We start from the raw sequence: 20,577 nt of genomic DNA, 5'->3' as shown, positions 1-20,577 counted from the left end.
GGTACGCACCAATGACATTCGAGGAAGATCTCCGCGAGCAGATCGCCCTGCGCGCCGCCGGCTCGTCCTCCTTCGCAGTCCAGGCTTTCGGCGAGGAGCTCGTGGAGCGTCTCGAGGACGCCGAGGTCGTCTTCGATGCCACGGTCGAGCCGTTGCGGTGCATCGGGCGACGGGGCAGGAAGCTCGAGCTCCTCGGCTCCGCAGAGGATTCCGCGGACGACTCGCTGGTGATCATCGTCGGGACGTTCCGTGGGACGACGGGCGCCGTGCTGACGAAGTCCGAGTCGGACAAGATCTTCGGCGCTGGTGCCGCCTTCCTGGAGCACGCACTCGACGGATGGCTCACCGAGCACCTCGAGCCCAGCTCCCGAGAGGCTGACTATGCCGCGTATCTGAGGGACAATCTGGCCCGATTCCAGCGCTTCAAATTCCTCCTCGTGACCGATGCCACTCTGAGCGCCAGGGTCACGACGATCAACGATGAGGTCGTCCTCGACAGGCCTGCGTCCTACTCGATCTGGGATCTGCGCCGCTTCGAGGAGCTGGCCGCCTCGGAGAGCGGCCGGGATGACATCCGGCTCGACCTGACGGAGTGGATGCCCGAGGGCCTCCCCTGCCTGGTCGGAGCGGAGAACGGCGCGGAGGCTCAGAGCTACCTCGCCGTCCTCCCCGGCCGCGTGCTCGCCGACGCCTTCCAGCGGTTCGGCAGCCAGCTGCTGGAATCGAATGTGAGGACCTTCCTGAGTGCGCGGGGGAAGGTGAACAAGGGGATCCAGACCACGCTGGCTGAGGAGCCCGAGATGTTCCTTGCCTACAACAACGGCCTGACCACGACCGCTTCCGACGTGACCGTCGAGCAGCGCGACGGGGGGACGTACCTGACCGCGATCGACAACTGGCAGATCGTCAACGGAGGCCAGACGACGTCCTCCCTCGCTCACTTCGTGCGTCAGGCGAAGGACAGGTCGCTCGACGGCGTCTTCGTCCAGATGAAGCTCGTCAAGGTTGCCCCTGTCAAGGCTCAGGAACTCGTTGCGAAGGTCTCCCGCTACGCGAACAGTCAGAACAAGGTCAGCGAGGCCGACTTCTTCTCGAACAGCCCGTACCACGTGAAGCTCGAGCAGATCAGTCTCCGAGTCAAGGCACCAGCGAAGGACGGTGCACAGTTCACGACCGGCTGGTTCTACGAGCGGACCCGCGGGCAGTACGAGAACTCGAAGAATGCGCGCTCGGCGCCGGAGCAGAAGCGGTTCGAGCTCGAGTTCCCCCGGGCCCAGGTGATCGCGAAGACGGACTGGGCGAAGTTCGCCTTCTCCTGGGACCAGAAGCCCCACGAGGTCAGCAGGGGTGCGCAGAGCAATTTCGTGGCATTCGCCGCCGAGACGGACCGGCTCTGGAAAGAGGCCTCCGACGCCGTGGACGACGAGTACTTCCGGCACAGCATCGCGAAGGTCATCATGTACAACCGGCTGCGCGCCGCGGTCATGCAGTCGGACTGGTACTCGACCGGCTACCTCGCGAACATCGTCGCCTACACCATATCCAAGTTCGCCTACGAGCTCGGACGACAGATGCCCGGCTACCGATTCGACTTCGAGCGGGTCTGGCGCGAGCAACGGCTCGGACCACGCACTGAGGCTGTCCTCCTCGACCTCGCGCATGCCATGCACGGAGTGCTTACCGACCCCTACCGCCTGCAGATCAACGTGACGCAGTGGGCGAAGCAGGTCGCGTGCTGGGACTCGGCCAAGAAGAGACGGTTCGTCCTGCCTGCCGCCCTTGTCGACGAGCTGGTCGAGGTGGGAGGAGCGCATGCTGCCGCAGAGGCCCCCCAGTCCGATCTGGACCCGGCACCTCAGGCGGATCCTGTCCAGCGCGTGCTCGACGTCCCGTCGGCGGTGTGGACGACTGCCCTAGGCGAGGGCGTCGAGCGGGGTATCGTCAGCCCGATCGAGCGCGCCCAGATCGAGCGCCTCACTGCTCCGGGGAAGCCCCCGACCGAGCGGCAGGCCACGAGGGCTCTCGCAGCACTGGCTCGTGTAGCGGAGCACGGGCTCATCGCCGCGGACGCCTACTGAGGCGGTCGCCCCGCCGCCCTCCCCTCAGCCCAGGCCGGCCTCAGCCAGCCCGCTCGCGAGCTCCCCCTCGCCCCGATCCTCCAGCCGGGCCTCGAGCTCCTCACGGCTCGCCTCCTCGGGCAGGCCGACCGCGCGGGCCATCGTCGAGGAGTCCGCGGTGGTGATGCCCATGACGGCGAGCAGGTCGTCCGGCCGTTCGATGCCGGCCACGGTCACGTGCTCGCCGTCGAAGACGAGCCGCACGCTGTCTCCGGCCGCGCTGTCGATGGTCGCGAGCCCTGCGCGGAGGGTGCTCATCATCGGCTGCGTGCGGGCCCAGGTGATCGTCAGACCCCACCCGTCCCCGCTCCACTGCCTGGTCTCCCCGGGGGCCACGCCGAGCGCGAGGGCGACTCCGGACGAGAGCATGGTCCCGCTCCCCCGCAGGTGCTCCCCGGTGACGTCGATGCGGAAGGCGATGCGCCCCTCGTCGAGGAAGTACAGGTTCCTGGTCATCCCCGGCTTCGTCCGGACGACTGCTCTGCGTTCCGCGAAGCGCACCACTCCGGCCTGGACGACGAAGGGCCAGCCTCCGGCGTAGGTCCTGATGCTGTTCGCCGAGATCGAGAACCGCTCCGGTAGATCCTCCAGGAGCGCGTCGAGCGCGACCGCTCCGTCGTTGCGGCGCACCTCTGCGGCGATGGCGTCCTTGATGCTCGTGTAGGCCTCTCCGCCCCACTCGGCGAGCGCCCAGTCGTCGCGGCCGACCCGGACCAGACGCGCGTCGGCTGCGAGGGCGTTGCGGATCGACCGGACCTCGCGCTCGCCCTCGAAAGCGGCCTCGATCCAGTCGACGGACCTCGGCTCGCCCTCGCTGCTCAGCAGGACGACTGCGAGATCGCCGATCGACCTCCGACGCGAACTCGTCCAGACGTCCCCGATGCGGACGTGGCCCAGCATCGCCATCCACTCGACGACCCTCTTCTCGCTGAGCGACGTCCATTCGGCGAAGGAGGCGAGGACCTCCGCGTGGGTCGCTCCGCCGTGAGGATCGACGAGGTCGGCGAACCGGACGGCCGTCTCGGCGCGTGCGGCCCCGAGAGAGGGCGCGGCGAACCAGGCGCCGTCGCCCTCGAAACCGTCGTCGACGGCGTCCAGCACGGCGAGCGCCGACGTGCCGTCGTCGTCGATCTCGTCCAGGAGTCCGGGGACGTCGGACAGCCCGTCGAGGTGGGACAGCGCTCCGATGCGGGCCCTCACCGCGGAGGCGCGGAAGGCCAGCGCCTGATCGCGCTCGAGCCAGAGGGGCAGAGCGGCGCGCAGGCGCACCTCGAGCTGGCGGACCCGTTCGCGAGTGACGCCGAACCGCTCCCCGAGAACGTCGAGGGTCGCGCGGCGACCGGCTGTGTGCCGCTCGAGCAGGATCACCCGCTGACGGTCGTCCAGCTCCGACAGGTGGACTCCGAGCTGCTCGGCGAGCGTCGCTGCCGGCGCTCCTCCGCTCCAGTCCGCAGAGGTGAGCGAGTCGAGCAGAGACCACGCCTCGACGACTTCGGCCGGAGCGTTCGCCGTGTCCCGGGAACCGGCGAGGAGCGGCTCGTCGCTGAGGCCGAGCGCCTCGTTCCAGGCGGAGGCGAGGTGGAGCGCATCGAGGAGCCGCGTGCGCGGGGTGGCCTCGGCCGCCTGACGGGAACGTCGAGACGGCGGAGACTGCTCGGCGAGCGGCGCCGCACGGTCCTCTCCGGTCCGGAGAGCCTCTCCGACGTACCAGCTCAGGAGATCCGTGAGGCTGCGGGCGCCCATGCCGCGCACGACCATGAGCCCCCGGACGCGCATCGGCGCCAGTGCCTCGAAGTCCACGAGTCCTTCCCTCAGGAGGACGTTGGCGAGCCGGACGCTGTCGATGCGCTCGGGCAGGCCGCGGACCCGGACGGACGGGAAGAGCTCGCCCATGGTCGAAGCGGACCTGTGCTCGACGATGTGCTCGACGACGGCCGAGCGCGCGCTCGGATCCGAGGGGTCCGCCTCCGCGAGCACGGAGCGGAGCTCCGCCCTGTCGGCGGTCGCGTGCCCTTCGAGCCAGGGGAGAGCCCGCCTCCAGACGATCGGCAGCTCCCCCTCGTAGTCGAAGTCCTCGTACGCGCTCCCGGTCATCGGGCCCCCTCTCGGCTCAGCCATTCTGGCCGGCGCAACCGACATCCGTCGCCGACGCTCCGCTCGCGACGGCCGGACCGGCCCCTCACTCCCCGCACCCCGCCAGCACCGCCTCCGACGCCGCCCGGTCCCGCGCGTCGATCCCGAGCCCGTAGACGCTGAGCACTTCCACGAACTGCTCCACGTACCCGCAGCGCAGCTCCGCGGCCTGTGGCAGCCACTCCCCCGGGCCGGCGTCGCTCTTCGCGCGGTTGGTCTGCTCGGAGGCGGCGACGAGGTTCGCGGGATCGTTCGCGAAGGCGAGGCGCTGCTCGTCCGTCCACGACCAGGCGCCGTGGTGCCACGCCCAGCCGAGGGCGACGACGTGGTCGATCTGCACGAGGCGGGAGGTGTCGGTCCCGGAGACGAAGGCGACCGAGGCGCCGTCGTAGGGGTCGATCAGGGTGCCGGTGAGGACCTTGCAGTCGCGGGTGCCGGGCTTGAACACGGGGGCGAGCAGGTCGCGGCCGAGGACGTCGTTGCGGGTGTCGCAGCCGTTGCGGTCGACGTCCGACCACGCCTGTCCGAAGAGGTCGCGGTCGTAGGGGACGGCGGCGGGGCCTTCGACCGAGGGGAGAGCGGCCAGCGTCGCGAGGGACGGAGTTGACGGCTCCGTTTCTGGAGCGGACGGCTCCGTTTCCGGAGCGGACAGCTCCGTTTCCGGAGCGGACGGCTCGACGTCCGCTGAGAGGCTCCTCGGCGCGGGAGCAGCGGGACTGCTCGACGCCGCAGAAGCACCGGCCGAGGAGGACACCACCTCCGGTCCGCCTCCTCCCGCCGTGTCCGACAGCGCGACGGCGGCGACGGCGAGCGCCGCAGCTCCCAGCAGAGCGAGGATCGCACCGGCCCGTCGACGAGGGCGCCGGCGCACGGGGAACGTAGGCCAGTGGCGCATGATCGACCCTCCTGCGATGAGACCCGCGATGCGGTCGACGCGACGCGCCTCCTCAGTATGCGGAGTGGCCCGCTCCGGGCTCGACGGTCGGGCGGAGGGTCGGGAACAGGGGGCGGCCGCGCGGAGCGACAGCGTCGACGGCCGGGATCGAGCCTCCCGGAGGCCACCTCGTCGCGCCCGCGTCGTCGACCCGCGCCTGCTTGACTGCTCCCATGGAGATCTTCATCGGAGTGGTCGGCCTGCTCGGCGGGCTGGTCATCGCCGGGCTCGCGGTCGTCGCGGTGGTCATCGGACGGCGGCGGGCGGTGCCGGCGTCGCTGGTCGACGTCGAGGTGCGGCTGACGCACGCCGGGGACGACTGGTGGCGGGTGGGCGCGCGGGTGCGCAACTCCGGCCGCTCGCTCGTGCCGGCGACGAGCTACAGCGACGGGCGGCCCATCTCGGTCGATCTCGGCGGGGCCGTGTCGGCGGAGTGGTACGGGTCGGCTCCCCGGTCGGACGCGTGGCGGATCGATCCGGCGGTCGGGCTCCTCCTCGGACCCGTCGCGCTGGAGCGCGGGGCCGACCTGGGGGCGACGATCGTCGTGCGCGGGCGGCCGCAGGTGCGGATCGACGCGCCGCTGCGCTACGTGCCGGTGCGCGAGAACGTGATCGAGTCGCAGACGCCGGACGCCGCTCCGATCTGGGGCGTGTCCGAGGCCGCGGCCGCTCCGGCAGCAGCGCCGGCGTCGGCTCCCCCTGCGCCGATCCGTCCGCGTCAGCAGCGTCCGATGGACGCCGACCCGTCACGTCCCGAGCGTGAGAGCGTCCTCCGCGGCGGCTTCGGAGTGTGGGCGGCCATGATCGCGGGGGGCGCCGGAGCCGTCGGCGTCGCGATCGGGATCGCCCTCGAGCTGGCCGGCGTCGAGGCGTCGGGGCTCGGCGGCGCGGGCATCATCCTGATCGCGGCCGGCTTCCTCGGCCTCGTCGGCACCCTCGTGATCCGGCTGCTGCGCCGCTGGCTCGAGCCGCCGGCCCTCTGGCGGACGCCTGCGCAGCGCCTCCGCCGTCCCGGGACGATCACCGTCCTCATCCTGAGCTACGCCGGGCTGGCGCTGTTCTGCACCGAGTTCGCGGCGCAGTCGGTGACCGGCGACACGACCTGGGTGGCCGGGATCGCCGTGCTGATGCTCATCGCCGCGCTGATCGGCATGGGACTCGTCGGGTTCCTCCGCCTGGTCGTCCTGCTCGGCGTGCGCCGCGGCTCCGGGGAGACCCCGTGACCCGAGAGGTCGTCGTCGTCGGAGCCGGCCTGGTCGGAGCGGCGACAGCCCGCGCCCTCACCGAGCGCGGCGATCGCGTGGTGCTCGTCGAGCAGTTCGAGCGGGGCCACGACCGCGGCTCGTCCCACGGCGAGACGCGCATCTTCCGCCGCGGCTACCTCGAGGACGACTACCGCGCCCTCACCGGACGGGCCGGGCGCGCCTGGGCACGGCTGGAGGCCGAGACCGGCCGCCGCCTGCTGCACCCGGTCGGCGCGATCGACCACGGCGACCCCGCCGTCCTGGCCGCCGTCGAGGCTGTCCTCCTGCGCGACGGGATCACCGTGGTGCGGATCGGGGCGGACGAGGCGCAGCGGCGCTGGCCGGGACTCCGCTTCGAGACCGACGTCCTGCTGCACCCCGAGGGCGGACGCCTCGACGCGGCGGCCGCGATCGACGCGATGCTCGACTCCGCCCTCGGACGCGGCGCCGTCCTCCGGACGCGGACGCGCGTGCTGGGCATCGAGGAGCGCGCCGACGACGTGCGCGTGCTGACCACCGACGGCGCCCTCGACGCCGACGCGGTCGTCGTGGCCGGCGGATCCTGGACGCCTCCGCTCGTGGACGGCCTCGTCCGCGCGGCCGGCCGACGCCTCCCTCCGCTGCGCGTCACGCAGGAGCAGCCCGCGCACTTCGCGACGGAGCTCCCCCTCGACTCGTGGCCGAGCTTCGCCCACCACCGCGCCGGCCTGCCCGTCGTCTACGGGCTCGCAACGCCCGGAGTCGGGGTGAAGGTGGGCGAACACAGCACCGGAGTCGTCGTCGATCCGGACGAGCGCACCTTCGAGCCCGAGCCCGGAGCGCTCGCCCGCCTCGTCGGCTACGTCGCGGAGTGGATCCCGGGCGTGGACGCGGCGAGCGCCGCTCCGATCAGCTGCCTCTACGACAGCACGCCCGACGAGGACTTCGTGCTCGACCGCGTGGGCCGCGTGACTCTGGCGACCGGGTTCTCGGGGCACGGCTTCAAGTTCGGCCCGGTCCTGGGCGAGCTGCTCGCGGACCTCGTCGCCGGCGGAGCGGCGCGGGAGCGGTTCCAGCTGCTGCCGGCGTGAGGGGCGGGTGCGTCCGGAGGAGCGGCTTCCGACCGGGGAGGAGCGGGTGCTCGCGGGAGGCGGATTCCGATCGAGCAGCGGATGCTCAGTGGCCTGCGGGGCCTGTCCCGCGCTGCTCGCGGCCGTCCGGGTCGAGGAGGACGGCGTCGTCCCAGCCGCTCGCCGCCTCCGTCGTACGGGCCTTCGCCGGCGGGCGCCGCGCGACTGCGACGACGATCAGCGCCCCCAGCATCACCAGGGCGGCGGTCTGGAGCGGCGGCGCGACCATCGCGAGCGCCTGCCGCACGTAGAGCTCCGGCGGGACCGTGATCGAGTCGCCCTGGTACTGGTTCGGCAGCAGGAGGACCACGACCGGGAGCGCGAGCACTGCGGCCCAGAGGACGACGGTGACCGCGATCGCGGTGGCCCAGAGCAGGCGGACCCGCGTCATCGGCGGGGAGCCCTCAGCAGCGGGACCACGACCGCCAGGCCGAGGGCGATCAGGCCGACGGTGAGGAACGGTCCGATCGCGTTGTCGCTGAGCACGCGGAGGTACTGCTCGGGCCCGAAGGCGCTCTGCGACGGCGAGTAGTCGTACCAGCTGTGGGAGCTGTTCCAGAGGGCGAGGAGTCCGACGAGGACGCTCACGGCGCCGACGACCGCCAGGGCTCCGGCGATGCGGCGCGTGGGGACGGCGGGGCGGGGGTCGGCGCCGGTCGCGTCGTGACGGTCACCGGAGTCGGGTGCCGCGTCGCCGGGAGCGGAGTCGGGTTCGGCGGGGAGCGGGACGGTCGACTCGGTCGGGAGTGGGACTGTCGGCTCCGCGGGTCGCGGCGCGGTCGGCTCCGCGGGTGTCGGGACGGCCCGCACCGCCGATCTCTCGCGCTCCGGAGCCGTCCGTCGGCCGGAGGCTCGGGAGCCCGTCGGGCCGCCGACCGATCGCACGTCCTCGTGCTCGGGAGCGGACCGGCCGCCTCTCCGGCCGGCCGAGCGCCCGGTGCCCGCGGCCCCGCCCGACAGGAACGGGGAGCGGAGGCGCTCCTCGCCGCTGCCGCGCCGCTCGGCGCCGCGTCCGTCGTAGCCGCGCTGGAAGCCCGCGTGGTAGCGCGGGTCGGTGCCGCCCTCGTCCGTCCCACCGCTCTCGCGTGGGGAGCCGTCCGCTCCGGTGCTCCGCGCCATGCCGTCCCCCGCTTCGTGCAGTCGGGCCATCATGTCGCACCTCGCCCGCTGCGGGGAGGTGCCGGGCGGAGCTCGGGGTGCGGTCGGCGGAGGCGGGGGTTCAGCGCCCGGCCGCGGTGGTGCGCGACGGGAGGCTGACGATCCCCGCTCCGACCAGCAGCAGGCCGATCGTCACCGCCGTCAGCGCCGGCCAGCCACCGGATCCGACGGCCAGGCCGAGGAGCCAGCCGCCGGCGGCCGAGCCCGCGTAGAAGGCGATCGTGTAGACCGCGCCGGCGTGCCCGCGGAGTGTCGGAGCCGCGCGCGCTCCCGTCCAGGCGGCGCCGGTCGCGTGCAGGGCGAAGAAGCCGGCCGTGAAGACGAGGAGTCCCGCGATCACCACGGCGACGTTCTCGGCGAGCATCACCAGCAGTCCGACGATCATCAGGGCGACGCCGATCCGCATGACGAGGCGGGGACCGATCCGCGGACCCCATCTCCCCGCGAGCCGGGAGGAGACGGTTCCCGCGAGGTAGGCGGCGAAGAGGAGGGAGACGAGCGCGGGCGCCAGCGCGAACGGCGGCGCCTCGAGCCGGAACGCCAGGTAGTTGTAGACCGCGACGAACACGCCGACCGCGAGGAACGTCTGCAGCGCGATCGCGACGAGCATCGGATCGCGGAGCACCTGCGCCGTCTTCGCTCGCCAGCCGCCGGGAGCAGTCTCGCGCGTGCCGCCGCCCCGGGGCGCGAGCACGGCGAAGACGATCGCCGCCGCTGCGCAGACGGCCGTCACGACGAGCAGGGCTCCGCGCCATCCGAGCGCCGCCGCGAGCGGTCCGGCGAGCAGGCGTCCGGCGGCACCGCCGATCGTGGTCCCGGAGACGTACGCCGTCGCGGCGGCCGTCGCTCCGGCGCCTCCGACCCGGTCGTGGATCGCCGCGACGGCGAGCGCCGGGACGGCACCCAGTGCCGCTCCCCCGAGGAAGCGCAGGACGAGGAGGAGCTCGAAGGTCGGGGCGACGCAGGCGAGCAGCGCCAGGACCACCGACGTGAGGACCGCGATCCGCATGGATTCGAGCCGTCCGATGCGCTCGGCCACCGAGGCCCACGGCAGCACCGAGAGCGCCAGCCCGAGGGTCGCGGCCGAGACGGTGAGCGCGGCGTCGGACGGGGCGAGGGCCCACTCCCGCGCGAGCTGCGGGAGGACGCTCTGCACGGCGTAGAGCTCGGCGAAGGTCGCGACTCCGGCGGCGAGGAGGGCGATGGTCAGCCGCCGCGGCGAGAAGGGCGCCGCTGCGCGCATCGGTCGGAGGCGTGCGGCGGTACTCATGATTCCGACGGTAGACCGCCTGCGGGTGCATGACTAATGCCCTTTCTCGTACTGTTCATGCGTTCTGGTCATGTCCGGATCTAGGGTGGTGGCGTGTCCGACGATTGGCCCGCGACCCTCCGCCTCCTGCCCCTGCTCGTCGCGGTCGCCCAGACCGGGAGCGTCACGGCGGCGGCCGCCGAGCTCGGGATCCCGCAGCCGACCGCGAGCCGGTCGCTCGCCCGGCTGTCCGCCCTGGTCGGCACTCCCCTGGTCCGCCGGGAGGGCCGCGGAGTGGTGCTGACGGAGGCGGGGACCCGTCTCGCCGAGGCCGCTCAGGACGGTATGTCGGTGATCCGCGCCGGGCTCGCGGAGGTGCGACAGGCGGGCGACGTGGAGCACGGCCGGATCGACCTCGCCTTCCAGACGCTCCTCGGGGAGAGCTTCGTGCCGGATGTGATCCGCCGGTTCCGCCGCCGCTGGCCGCAGGTCGGCTTCGGGCTCCGTCACGGCTCCCGCGCCCTCTGCCTGCGGGCCGTGGCGGAAGGCGAGTCCGAGCTGGCGATCGTCGCGGATCCGCCCGATCTCCCCGGCACCACCACGACGACCCTCTACTCGGAGCCTCTCCTCGCGGTCGTGGACCCCCGTCATCCGCTGGCCTCGCGGCGCTCGGTCACGGTGGAGGACCTCCGCGGCCTCGACCTGATCATGCTGGCGCCCGGCTACGGCCTCCACGAGTCGGCCCGGCGCCTGCTCGCCGTGGACGGCCGCGACCCCGTGCCGGCGTTCGAGGTCGGCGACTACCGCGCCGCCCGAGGACTCGCGGCAGCCGGCCTCGGACTCACGATCCTGCCGCCGAGCCCGTCCTCGGTCGACGACGACGTCCGCGAGATCCCGATCGACGATCCGGTCGCGAGCCGTGAGATCGGTGTGCTCGCCCGAGACACCGGGAACCCGGTCGTCCCCGAGTTCCTGCGGGCCCTGCAGGCCGCGGCGGCCGCCCGGCGCCGGTGACCGCTGCTCGGCTCTGCTGTCAAGCACAGGAAGCGGTGGCCCTTCGTGCAGCAAGCTTCGAGAGGATCCCCGCACCGCCAGCGACACCCCCCTCCCCCGCTCCTGCACCACGTCACCGAGGACGGCCCCGGTCATGATCCTTCTCCGCACCCACGCCAACCGCTGGACCGCGCGCGCCCGCCGCAGCGGCGGCGTCCTCGGCATCATCACCCTGGTCTCCGACCTCCCCCGCCCGGCCTATCGGACGGTCCGCCTCGATCCGACGAGCGGTGAGCGCGTCCTGCTCCGCGACACCGCCGAGCTCGAGGAGGCCTTCGCCGTGCTCCTCGCCGGGCTCGAGCGCTCGCGCATCGCGGCCTCGGCGCCCCCGGCCGAGTCGGCTCCCCCGTGCGCCCCGGTCGACGCGCCCGTCGCAGTCGAGGACGACCTCGAGGAAGCCGCCTGACCCGACGGCGTCCTTGCGGGGAGACCCTCACCGCGCATCAGGTGCCGAGCTCTCCGCCCGCCTCCTTCACACTCGACGTGTCGCATCGACGTGCCGTGACACCTCGACCGGCGGATCCGTCCTCGGCAGGTCCCGCGGGCCGATGATCTGCCGGAGCCGGGCCGACCTGCGCGACCGGAGGAGAGCCCGGCGCCAGCGCGGATCGGTGCGGGCCCGGAGGTGGGGGTCGAGCGGGCGGAAGCCTCCCGCGGTCCGCTCCTCGATCAGCACGATCGTCGCGGTCGCGAGGTGCAGTCTCCGGACCGGCTCCCTCTCGGGATGCGGATGCCCGGAGCGCGTGCGGAGCTGCTGCTCCAGCTGCTCCGGGTCGGCGGACCACCAGGTGCTGACACCGACGCGTCCATCGGGGAGAGGGAAGCGCTCGGTGATGCGGTACGGGAGGCCGTGCTCGGTCATGCAGTAGTGCCTTTCGAGGAGAGGGTCCGGAAGCCCGAGCCGCGCTGCAGCGGCCCGGGCTCCGGTTCACGAGGTGCGGGTCGAGCGACGGCGCAGCGCCGTCAGGGCGCCGCCGGCCAGGAGCAGAGCGCCGGCTCCGGCCGCGAGGGGCCCGGCCGCCGCTCCCGTCGAGGCGAGCACCGTCGGCACGAGTCCGACCGGAGGCACCGCCACCTGGGCGCAGCTGGCTCCGCCGTCGTCCGCGCACGGGTGCAGGACGGTCGTCGGATCGAAGCCCTCTGGGACCTCGGTCAGGCGTGCCCGGTTGGGGATGGTCCACGCGTCCACGCCGTCGGCGACCCGTCCGGTCACGGTGAACGTCGTCGACGCTCCCGGGGCCAGAGACAGGTTCTCGACAGTCAGGTCGGACGACGCCGGGCCGCCGTCCCGGGAGATCGTGACGTCGCTCAGGTGCGCGAGCTCGGGGATGTCGGTGAGGGTCACCCCGTCCGCCGGCCGAGCCCCCTCGTTGGCGACCACGATCCGGAACCCGGCACGCCCGCCGTGGTCGACCTGATTCCCGATCGCCGTCTTCTCGATGGAGAGCCTTCCCTCGACGGGCGGCACCGGGATCTCGGCGCAGGACGACGTCGCTTCGTCAGCGCAGGCGTTCTCGACCGTCGGCGGGTCGAAGCCCTCGGGCTGGTGGGTGATCGAGACGCGGTTGGGCAGGGTCGCGGCGTCGTACCCGTCGGCGACCCGGCCGCTGACGTGCAGCGACACCTGGCCGCCGGCGGGGATGTCGAGACCCGTGACGGGCTCCGTGGCCGGCTGCGTTCCTCCGGCGCCGTTCTCGATGGTCGCCTCGAGCAGGTGGTCGAGCGTCGGGACGTCGGTCACGGTCACGTCCGTCGCGTCGACCGTTCCGGTGTTCTCCACGACGATGTCGAAGCCCGCCGTGCCGCCGTGCTCGGCGCTCGCCTGGGACGCGGTCTTCCGGATCAGGAGCGACCCCTCGCCGATGTCGTGCGGGACGGTGGCGCAGGGGTTCGCGTCGGTCCCCGTGCCGGACGAGGCGGGAGCGAAGGGCGCATCGGCGAGGCAGGCCGTGTTCGTCAGCGCGCGGTCCCCCTCGCCGGTCACGATCACGTCGAAGGTCAGCTCGGCCGTCGCCCCGACCGGCAGGCTGCCGGCCGCCCAGGAGATGCGGCCCGTCTCCGCATCGATCGTGGCCGTGCCCTGCGAGGCGCGGAGGGAGCCGGAGTCGAGCTCGGCGTCGTCGAGCACGCCCTTGTCGAGGTAGTCGATGACGGCGGCGTCGGAGTAGTCCCCGGTCCCGTCCGAGGTCAGCGTCACCCGGTAGGGCACGCGGGCGCCGCGGAGCAGCGGAGTGGCGGAGTCGACCGACGAGGTCTTCGCGATGGTCACGTGCGGCGCGAGCGGATCGAGGCGTGCGACCGCGACCGCACCGTCCGAGCCGTAGGCCCAGTCATCGATCGCCCGCAGGTCACCGTAGGAGCCGTGCACCGAGTCGTTGGCGTTGGGGATGCGGCCTCGCCCGGAGTCGTCGCCCTCCCAGCGGTGCACCCCGCCGGACGAGTCGGTGCCGCCGTCGCCGGACGTCACCGCGGAGGTGCCGGAGTACCGCTCCGAGTTCGATCCGGCGAGGAGCGAGTCGTCCCAGTGGACCATCGACGGGTCATCGCCGCCGCCGGTCGACCTCACGACGGACACGCCGCCGGCGGACGTCTCGGCGTCGACCCGCGTGAAGTGGAACTCGTTCGTGCGGCCGATGGAGGCGCGGAAGGTGACGTCGGGGTCGGTCACGTCGACCGTCCCGCCCTTCGCGTCCCGTCCGTCCCAGTCGACCGAGAAGGGACCGGTCGTCCCCGCGATCCGGGTGAGGTGCACGTCGCGCTCGCCGTCGTAGGAGCCGTCCCCGTCCGCATCGACGTCCACGACGACGGTGCCCGGCTGCGTCCCCAGGACGCCGGTCAGCGTGCCCGCGTCGGAGCCCGCGGTCGACCGGCGGAAGGCGAGGCCCTCGATCGTCGGCGCGCGGTAGGCCGGAGCGATCGACTCCGGCAGGTCGGACGACGGCGGGTCCAGGAAGAGCTTGTAGGTCTGCAGGCCGTCGATCCCGGAGCGTCCGGACGCCTGCACGTACTGAGCCCCGATCCCGCCCGCCTCGCTCGACTGCGGCATGGGGACCGAGAGGTAGGACGGATCGGACGACCCGACCTTCACATTGCCCTTGTTCGTGGCCTGGACCGTCGAGGCGACTCCGTCGTAGCCGCGCAGCCCCAGCTCGTAGCGGGCGCCCGTCTCCGTGACGGCGTGGAGCGTGAAGGAGGAGCGCCGCTCCTCGGGCGAGGAGTAGGACTCCTTCGCCCCGGACTGGATCGCATAGGAGTCGGACCACACCCGGCCCGCGACCGCCGCGCCCCGCGCGTCCTGGACGCCGATGCTCCAGACGAGGTTCACCGGCGCCGTCACGTCGTCGTCGGACACCCGGATCTGGAAGACGCCGGTCTCGTTTGCCACGAACGAGCCGCCGGCGGACACCGAGGGCGCCGCTCCGGGCGCGAAGTCCTGCTCGTCGAGGACGGCTCCGCCCGGAGCCGTCACCCGGGCGGTACCGCCGCCGGTCTCGCCCTCGCCGGTCCCCGAGCCCGCCTGGAGCGGGTGGAGGTCCACCCGGAGCGTCTCGCCCTTCTGGACCCAGGCCGAGACGGTCGTCACGCCGGCGTTCGTCGCGCCTCCCTGCAGGAGGGTGTTCTCGATCGTCGTGTGAGGACCGTCGGCGGCGAGGGCGGGCGGCGGCGCGAGGCCTCCGCCCAGCAGCCCGCTCACGAGCACGCAGCCCGCCGTCGTGCCGACCAGCGCTCGCGCCGTCCGCGCTCGGGGTCGTCCGCGCTCGTCCAGCCCCGACTGTTCCGTTCGACTCATCCGATGTCCTCTCCTCTGCCGACCGAGCGCACTGCGTCGGCGGCGACCGTTCAGCCCCACGGAAGGAGAGTATTGCTCGGTTCGACGTCACCGCGGCCGGTACGGCTGCATCCGTGGAGAACGGCGCGAGATGGGCGCTGTGGAGGAGGAAACGGCGCGCGAGAAGAGCCGAGCGGCGTGCTCGCGACGGGTGATCGCAGAGCCTGCGAGGAGTGATCGCGAGCACGGGCGCGGACTGATCGCGGATGCGGGCGGAAGACGGTCGGCGCCGTCGACGGCGCGAAGAGGCGTCCTGCGAGGCGGAGGACCGGCCGTTCCGTCGCCCTGCGCTCTCCGGGAGACCGACGCCGACAGCCACCGGAACGAGCGACCGTTAAAACGAGAACGGCCCGCCGAAGCGGGCCGTTCGGCTCTGTCTCAACCAGAGTGCGCCCGGAGGGATTCGAACCCCCAACCTTCTGATCCGTAGTCAGATGCTCTATCCGTTGAGCTACGGGCGCAGTCCATCGCGTGGGCCAGAGGCGCACGCAACGAGGTACGACTATACATGCCGGGAGCCCCCTCCGCGAATCGGCGGCGGCGGTGCAGACGGCTCCCTCTCGGGACGCCGCCGCAGCCACCAGAACCCAGGCTCCGTCGCGGTGTCCCGGAGCGCCTCGCAGAGCCTCCGACCGGCGGACACCGCTGCTCCCCCTCACGGCGTACCGTGGTCTCATGGAGGCCGCCGCGATCGAGCTCGTGGGCTTCGTCGTCTCTCCGCTGCACCGCTACGAGGGCCGCCCCGCCGATGGCCCGGTGCCGTCCGAGGGGAACGAGCAGCCCGAGCGGATCGAGATCCGCGCAGGCCTCGGCATCGTCGGCGACCGCTTCTTCGCCCAGCGCGCGCACCGCCCCGCGGCGATCACGCTCTTCGCGGTCGAGACCCTCGAGCACATCGCAGCCGAGCTCGGCGCAGGGCCCTTCGACCCCGCCGACGCCCGCCGCAACATCATCGTCCGCGGCGCCGACGTCGATGCCCTCGCCGGCCGCACGTTCGCGATCGAGCAGGGCGGGGAGCGGATCGAGTTCCAAGGCGGACGACCGGCGAACCCCTGCGCCTGGATGGACGTCGTGCTCGCCCCCGGGGCGTTCCGGGCGATGCGGAGGCGCGGCGGCGTCCGGACCGCCCCCCTGACCAACGGCGTCCTCCACACCGGTCCGGCCCGCCTGATCCTCCACAGGTCGGACGACATGCTGATCTGAGCCCGGCGGCGAGCGCCTAGGCTCGCAGCGACCGACTCCCCCGATCGAAGGAGGCCCCGTGCTCCGCCCGAGCGACCTCCTCCCCACTCTCGCCACGACTCTGCGGCGCGGAGTCCGCGACGTCTTCGCGACCACGCGCTCCCGGGGGCGGGATCCTCACCGCCGCACCCGCAGCACCGACGTCTCGGTCCAGCGCGTGCACCACCGCGACGTCTGGGCGCGGGTGAGCACGGTGGGGCGCGACGGCGAGCGCACGTTCGTCCTCGTGCCGGGGATCGGAGTCGCGGCCACCTACTTCGAGCGCCTCGCGCCCGCACTCAACGAGTTCGGTCCGGTGCACGCCCTCGATCTGCCGGGGTTCGGCGGCGTACCGCACCCGATCGACGCGCGGCGCATGGACATCGGCGACTACGCCGAGCTGGTCGGCGCCGTCATCGACGAGCTCGGCCTCGACGATCCCGTCGTCCTCGGCCACTCGATGGGGACGCAGGTGGTGGCCGAGCTCGCCGCGCGCCGTCCGGAGCTGACCACCATCGTCCTGCTCGGACCAGTGATGAACCGGCACGAGCGCCGCCTCCCGACCGCCGCGCTCCGCTTCGCCCAGTCGAGCGTCCGCGAGCCGCTCAAGGTCGCGATCCTCGCCGCGGGCGCCTACCTCCTCTGCGGACCGCGCTGGTTCTCCCGTGTGCTGCCCGAGATGATGCACTACCGGATCGAGGAGACCGTCCCCCGGATCCGCGCGTCCGCCCTCGTCATCCGCGGCGAGTTCGACCGGCTCGTGCCGCGCGAGTGGGCGGAGGAGATCGCCCGGTCGATGCCGCACGCGCGGGCCTGGGAGATCCCCGACGCCTCCCACTCCGTGATGCACGCGCACGCGGAGGAGGTCGCCCGCCTCTGCGTCGAGCACGCGCGGGCGCCGCAGCCCGACCGGGACGAGGCCGCCCTCCGCCGCTACCCCGACTCGGAGGTCGACCACTCCGAGGAGGACGCGCCCACCGAGGACCCGATCGGCGCTCTCCGGGGACGCATCACCGAGCTGGCCGGGATCCTCGTGGACGACGACTCCCTCATCGCCGAGGGCAAGACCCTCCACGCCGAGGCGAGCGATCCCGAGGCACTGCACCAGGTCGCTCCGGACCCGGGCGACGGCGAGCTCGTCGAGGGCGGCGGACCGAGGAAGGACGGCGAGCAGGACGGCTGACCACCGCAGGCCACCACGACCCGCACGTCGCGCGGCGTGAGACGCCGAGCGCAGCAAGAGCAGCCCTCCCGCCGACGCCACTCGGCGACCGCCCGTCAGGACTCCGCGCCGACGATCTCCTCGCGGATGCGCCGCAGGTCCTCGGCGAGCGCCCCCAGCAGGATCCAGTGCTGCGGATGCGGAGTCGCGATCACGAGCGGCGCGGTGAGAGCGGGCAGCTCGTCCGTGATCGCCTCCGGCTCGGGAACGTCGACCGAGGACTGCACGAGGAGCCGCAGATCGTGGGCGGCCCGGTGCAGCTGGACGGCGATGTCGGCGATCGTCGGCTCCCCGACGAGCTCGTCGTCGTAGAGGTCGTGCACGGTCCGGGTCATGCCGCGGACCCGGGTCACGATGCGCCCCAGCCGCGGGACGACGGAGTCGAGGGCCAGCAGCCGGTCCCGGTGGGCGGAGCGGCGCGGGTTGAGGCGGAGGGACTCCTCGCCGGTCGCGATCGCCTCCTCCGCCTTGCTCTGCATGGTCTGCAGCAGCCGGGCGTTGATGAGCAGCTCGTCGAGCCGACGTCGCGGGACGGGGGCCTGGAGGGCGTCGCCGAGGTCGTCGAGGGCAGCGGCGAGCTGAGCGGTGAGGTCTCCGATCGCCCGCTCGGCCGGCGCCAGCACGACCGGAGGGACGATGAGCACGTTGATGACGACTCCCACGGCCGCGCCCAGCAGGGTCTCGAGGATGCGGTCGAGCGCGTAGTTCGGCGTGACCGCGCCCACCGAGAGCACGAGCATCGCGCTGATCGGGATCTGCACCGCGGAGGCGGGGGTCAGGCGCACGGCCCACCCGACGGCGATCGCGGCCACGATCGCGAGGAGCACGATGATGCTCTCGCCGCCGAGCACCGTGCCGATCACGGATCCGACGATCACGCCGATGATGACGCCGACCGAGCGCTCGAGTGCCTTGGAGAACGACTGGTTGATGCTCGGCGCGACGACGAGGAGCGCGGCGATCGCGCCGAAGACGGGCAGCGTCCCCGGGAAGACGACGCCGGCGAGGAGCCAGGTGACGACCGTGGCCGCCGCCGTCTTGACCAGCTGCAGCACCGGCGGCCGCGTCGGCACGGTGAAGCTCGAGGTCAGGCGCATGGGACCACGGTAGCGAGCGCCCGCCGCCTCGCGGTCTCCGCGCGCATCACCGGCTCGCGGCCGCCTCGACGCTCGCGAGCACCGCGCGGAGCGAGCGCGACGCCTCCGCCCGCAGATGGGCGGGCACCCCCGAGAGCAGCGCCCGCTCGGCGTCGAGCACCTCGGGGAAGGCCCGGTCGACCAGCTCCTCCCCCTCGCGAGTCAGCGTGATGAGCGAGCCGCGCCCGTCCGCCGGGTTCGCGGCGCGCCGCACCAGGCCCCGCCGCTCCAGCGAGTGCACGCGCTTGGTGATCGCGGGAGCGGAGGCGAGGGCGATCGTCCGGAGGGTCGTCGGCGACTGCGGAGCGCCGGCGCGACGCAGCGTGGAGAGCACGTCGAACTCGCCGCGGGTCAGCCCGTGGGCGGCGAGCAGCTCCTCCGTCGCCCGCACGATCAGCGCGGAGGCGCGGATCACCCGCCCGACGACGTCGACGGCGGAGGTGTCGAGCTCGGGCCGCAGCACTGCCCAGCCCGCCCTGATCTCGTCGACCGCGTCATCCGGCTGGCTTTCAGAGTCATTCACGCGTAAAGTATATCTGCTTCACCCGTGAAACACTTCTCCGGCCGCCGCCGCTCGGACCCCGATCAGAGGACCCGATGGCCGCCACCCCCGTTCTGCCCCACCCCCGCGAGCTCCTCGCCTTCGGCCCGCACGCCGGCGCCCATCGCGTCGCCCTGCGCGCCGGCGTCTCGATCGCCGTCCCGCTGCTCGTCCTCTGGGCGCTCGGCCGCACCGATCTCGCCCTCTATGCGACCTTCGGCGCCTTCACGGCCCTCTACGGACGCCAGCACACGCACCGGCCGCGCCTGCTGATGCAGCTGTCGGCAGCCGCGTTCCTCGTCACCACCGTGACCCTCGGCACCGTCGTCTCCCTCTCTCCTCACCGCGACTGGCTGATCATCCCCGTCGTGGTCGCCGTGACCGTCGCGGCCGCCTATCTCAGCGACGCCCTGCACTGGCATCCGCCCGGCCCGCTGTTCCCGGTGTTCGCCGTCACGGCGTGCGCGTCCGTCCCGTCCGAGCCCTCGCGGATCCCGCTCGCCGTCGCTCTCGCCGCGGGCTCCGCCGCCTTCTCGCTCGTCGTCGGCCTGAGCGGTGTCGCGCTCCCCCGCGCACGCCGCCTCGCCCCGACGCCGTGGCGCACCTCGTTCCGCGCGGCGGCGGCCCGTCCGGCGACGCGCGCCGCCCTGCTCCGCTTCGGGACCGTCGTCCTGGTGGCGGGCACCGTCTCGACCGCGACGGGCCTGGGCCACCCCTACTGGGCGATGGTCTCCGCCGTCGCAGCCGTCTCAGGAGCGGACGCCGGCGCCCGGCTCGTGCGCGCGGGACACCGGATGCTGGGCACGATCGTCGGAGTGCTGATCGCGGCCGCGCTCCTGGCCCTGCCGCTCTCCCCGCTCGCCGTGATCGTGGTGGTGGTGCTCCTCCAGATGACCGCCGAGCTCGTCGTCGGCCGCAACTACGGCCTGACCCTCGCCTTCGTCACTCCGCTCGCGATCCTCATGGTCGAGCTCGCGCATCCCGTCGACGAGCTCGTGCTGCTGCGCGACCGGGCGCTCGAGACCGCGCTGGGCGTGCTCGTCGGAGTCGTGGCGACGCTCCTGACCCACGCCGCCTCGCAGCGCTCGCGCTCCCGCTCCTAGGCTCAGGAGGATGGACCGCACGATCCCCGCTGTGCTCGCCGAGATCACGGCGGCCGTCGCCGAGGTGCGCGACGTCGCACGGTCGCAGCAGGACGGCGCGCGGGCCCGCGTCGCGGACCGGCTCGACGAGCTGTTCGCCGGAGCGACGACCCGCCGAGACGTCCGGGCGGCGGCCGCCGACGCGCTCGGGCTCTGGGGCGGGGCGGGCTCCTTCTCGGACGTCGGCTCGGCCGAGGCCGACCACGCGATCAGGCGCCTGTACCGGGCCCTGCGCGCCGGCCGCTCCTGGCTGCTCCACACCGGCTGACCCGCACGTCGCGACCGCCGCACGACGCCGGGAACGACGAAGGCCCCCTGCTTCCGTGGAAGCGGGGGGCCTTCTCGTTGGCGGTACCGGTGGGATTTGAACCCACGGTGGACGCAAGCCCACACATGTTTTCGAGACATGCTCCTTCGGCCGCTCGGACACGGTACCGGGGTCGAGTGTACGCGACGGCCGGAAGTCGCGCCAATCGAGCGGACGGGCCG

Annotated in this window: 19 protein-coding genes and 2 tRNA genes; 9 read left to right on the top strand and 12 right to left on the bottom strand. The window is 73.1% G+C overall.

What is annotated here, in order from left to right:
- Positions 1-11: 11 nt before the first annotated feature.
- Positions 12-2,078, top strand: coding sequence for an AIPR family protein (locus tag C5C30_RS05180; protein WP_104333307.1), 2,067 nt, complete (start codon positions 12-14; stop codon positions 2,076-2,078).
- Between the two features lie 24 nt (positions 2,079-2,102).
- Here C5C30_RS05180 and C5C30_RS05175 read toward each other — a convergent pair whose 3' ends face one another.
- The 3 genes from C5C30_RS05175 to C5C30_RS17570 all read right to left on the bottom strand — a co-directional run bounded on the left by C5C30_RS05175 (position 2,103) and on the right by C5C30_RS17570 (position 5,359).
- A complete protein-coding gene (locus tag C5C30_RS05175) occupies positions 2,103-4,211 on the bottom strand; it encodes a sigma factor-like helix-turn-helix DNA-binding protein (protein WP_181131459.1) in 2,109 nt (702 codons plus the stop codon).
- Positions 4,212-4,296: 85 nt separating this feature from the next.
- On the bottom strand, positions 4,297-5,145 hold the full coding sequence (locus C5C30_RS05170; RefSeq protein ID WP_104333305.1) for an HNH endonuclease family protein: 849 nt from the start codon (positions 5,143-5,145) through the stop codon (positions 4,297-4,299).
- A 52-nt stretch (positions 5,146-5,197) separates the two neighbouring features.
- On the bottom strand, positions 5,198-5,359 hold the full coding sequence (locus C5C30_RS17570) for a hypothetical protein (protein WP_181131457.1): 162 nt from the start codon (positions 5,357-5,359) through the stop codon (positions 5,198-5,200).
- Here C5C30_RS17570 and C5C30_RS05165 point away from each other — a divergent pair.
- Both C5C30_RS05165 and C5C30_RS05160 read left to right on the top strand, forming a co-directional pair.
- The gene (locus C5C30_RS05165) at positions 5,358-6,407 is read left to right on the top strand and encodes a hypothetical protein (protein ID WP_104333304.1); all 1,050 of its coding nucleotides are present in this window, start codon (positions 5,358-5,360) and stop codon (positions 6,405-6,407) included. The genes C5C30_RS17570 and C5C30_RS05165 overlap by 2 nt on opposite strands.
- Entirely contained in the window at positions 6,404-7,498 is a 1,095-nt protein-coding gene (locus C5C30_RS05160; RefSeq protein WP_104333303.1) for an FAD-dependent oxidoreductase, read from the top strand. The genes C5C30_RS05165 and C5C30_RS05160 overlap by 4 nt, the downstream gene beginning before the upstream one ends.
- An 85-nt stretch (positions 7,499-7,583) precedes the next feature.
- Here the strand turns inward: C5C30_RS05160 and C5C30_RS05155 are convergent, their stop codons facing one another.
- From C5C30_RS05155 to C5C30_RS05145, 3 genes are all read right to left on the bottom strand, one after another.
- On the bottom strand, positions 7,584-7,928 hold the full coding sequence (locus C5C30_RS05155) for a hypothetical protein (RefSeq protein ID WP_104333302.1): 345 nt from the start codon (positions 7,926-7,928) through the stop codon (positions 7,584-7,586).
- Positions 7,925-8,689, bottom strand: a complete 765-nt coding sequence (locus C5C30_RS05150) for a hypothetical protein (protein ID WP_146081484.1) — start codon at positions 8,687-8,689, stop codon at positions 7,925-7,927. Before C5C30_RS05150 ends, C5C30_RS05155 begins: the two co-directional genes overlap by 4 nt.
- Positions 8,690-8,756: 67 nt before the next feature.
- On the bottom strand, positions 8,757-9,965 hold the full coding sequence (locus tag C5C30_RS05145) for an MFS transporter (RefSeq protein WP_104333300.1): 1,209 nt from the start codon (positions 9,963-9,965) through the stop codon (positions 8,757-8,759).
- Between the two features lie 93 nt (positions 9,966-10,058).
- Between C5C30_RS05145 and C5C30_RS05140 the strand changes: the two genes are divergently transcribed.
- Positions 10,059-10,958 carry a LysR family transcriptional regulator gene (locus C5C30_RS05140; protein ID WP_104333299.1) on the top strand — a complete coding sequence of 300 codons (900 nt, stop codon included), beginning with the start codon at positions 10,059-10,061 and terminating at the stop codon, positions 10,956-10,958.
- A 133-nt stretch (positions 10,959-11,091) separates the two neighbouring features.
- Complete coding sequence (locus tag C5C30_RS05135; protein WP_104333298.1) at positions 11,092-11,403, top strand: hypothetical protein; 312 nt, start codon at positions 11,092-11,094, stop codon at positions 11,401-11,403.
- Positions 11,404-11,469: 66 nt separating this feature from the next.
- Here C5C30_RS05135 and C5C30_RS05130 read toward each other — a convergent pair whose 3' ends face one another.
- The 3 genes from C5C30_RS05130 to C5C30_RS05120 all read right to left on the bottom strand — a co-directional run bounded on the left by C5C30_RS05130 (position 11,470) and on the right by C5C30_RS05120 (position 15,287).
- Positions 11,470-11,859: a hypothetical protein gene (locus C5C30_RS05130; RefSeq protein WP_104333297.1), complete on the bottom strand. Its 390-nt coding sequence runs from the start codon at positions 11,857-11,859 to the stop codon at positions 11,470-11,472.
- Between the two features lie 66 nt (positions 11,860-11,925).
- The gene (locus C5C30_RS05125; RefSeq protein WP_146081483.1) at positions 11,926-14,787 is read right to left on the bottom strand and encodes a DUF11 domain-containing protein; all 2,862 of its coding nucleotides are present in this window, start codon (positions 14,785-14,787) and stop codon (positions 11,926-11,928) included.
- A 427-nt stretch (positions 14,788-15,214) separates the two neighbouring features.
- Positions 15,215-15,287 (bottom strand) — tRNA-Arg (locus C5C30_RS05120).
- A 214-nt stretch (positions 15,288-15,501) separates the two neighbouring features.
- Here C5C30_RS05120 and C5C30_RS05115 point away from each other — a divergent pair.
- Together C5C30_RS05115 and C5C30_RS05110 are read left to right on the top strand one after the other, a co-directional pair.
- Positions 15,502-16,029 carry an MOSC domain-containing protein gene (locus tag C5C30_RS05115; protein ID WP_104248232.1) on the top strand — a complete coding sequence of 176 codons (528 nt, stop codon included), beginning with the start codon at positions 15,502-15,504 and terminating at the stop codon, positions 16,027-16,029.
- A 58-nt stretch (positions 16,030-16,087) separates the two neighbouring features.
- Positions 16,088-17,230 (top strand): alpha/beta fold hydrolase, encoded by a 1,143-nt coding sequence (locus C5C30_RS05110; protein WP_104333295.1) that lies wholly within the window; start codon positions 16,088-16,090, stop codon positions 17,228-17,230.
- A 95-nt stretch (positions 17,231-17,325) separates the two neighbouring features.
- Here C5C30_RS05110 and C5C30_RS05105 read toward each other — a convergent pair whose 3' ends face one another.
- Positions 17,326-18,366, bottom strand: a complete 1,041-nt coding sequence (locus C5C30_RS05105) for an aromatic acid exporter family protein (protein ID WP_104225996.1) — start codon at positions 18,364-18,366, stop codon at positions 17,326-17,328.
- A gap of 46 nt (positions 18,367-18,412) precedes the next feature.
- Positions 18,413-18,928 carry a MarR family winged helix-turn-helix transcriptional regulator gene (locus C5C30_RS05100; protein ID WP_104333294.1) on the bottom strand — a complete coding sequence of 172 codons (516 nt, stop codon included), beginning with the start codon at positions 18,926-18,928 and terminating at the stop codon, positions 18,413-18,415.
- 74 nt (positions 18,929-19,002) lie between these two features.
- Here C5C30_RS05100 and C5C30_RS05095 point away from each other — a divergent pair, with 74 nt between their 5' ends.
- Positions 19,003-20,049, top strand: coding sequence for an FUSC family protein (locus C5C30_RS05095; protein ID WP_104262353.1), 1,047 nt, complete (start codon positions 19,003-19,005; stop codon positions 20,047-20,049).
- Positions 20,050-20,059: 10 nt separating this feature from the next.
- Positions 20,060-20,356, top strand: coding sequence for a hypothetical protein (locus tag C5C30_RS05090; RefSeq protein ID WP_104262352.1), 297 nt, complete (start codon positions 20,060-20,062; stop codon positions 20,354-20,356).
- 78 nt (positions 20,357-20,434) lie between these two features.
- Here C5C30_RS05090 and C5C30_RS05085 read toward each other — a convergent pair.
- A tRNA-Ser gene (locus tag C5C30_RS05085) sits at positions 20,435-20,524 on the bottom strand.
- Between the last annotated feature and the right edge of the window lie 53 nt (positions 20,525-20,577).

It is taken from the genome of Rathayibacter sp. AY2B5 (genome assembly GCF_002931645.1).
GTDB lineage: Bacteria > Actinomycetota > Actinomycetes > Actinomycetales > Microbacteriaceae > Rathayibacter.
The sequence above is the reverse complement of the archived record's forward strand: the minus strand, read 5'-3'. Positions and strand labels throughout refer to the sequence as shown.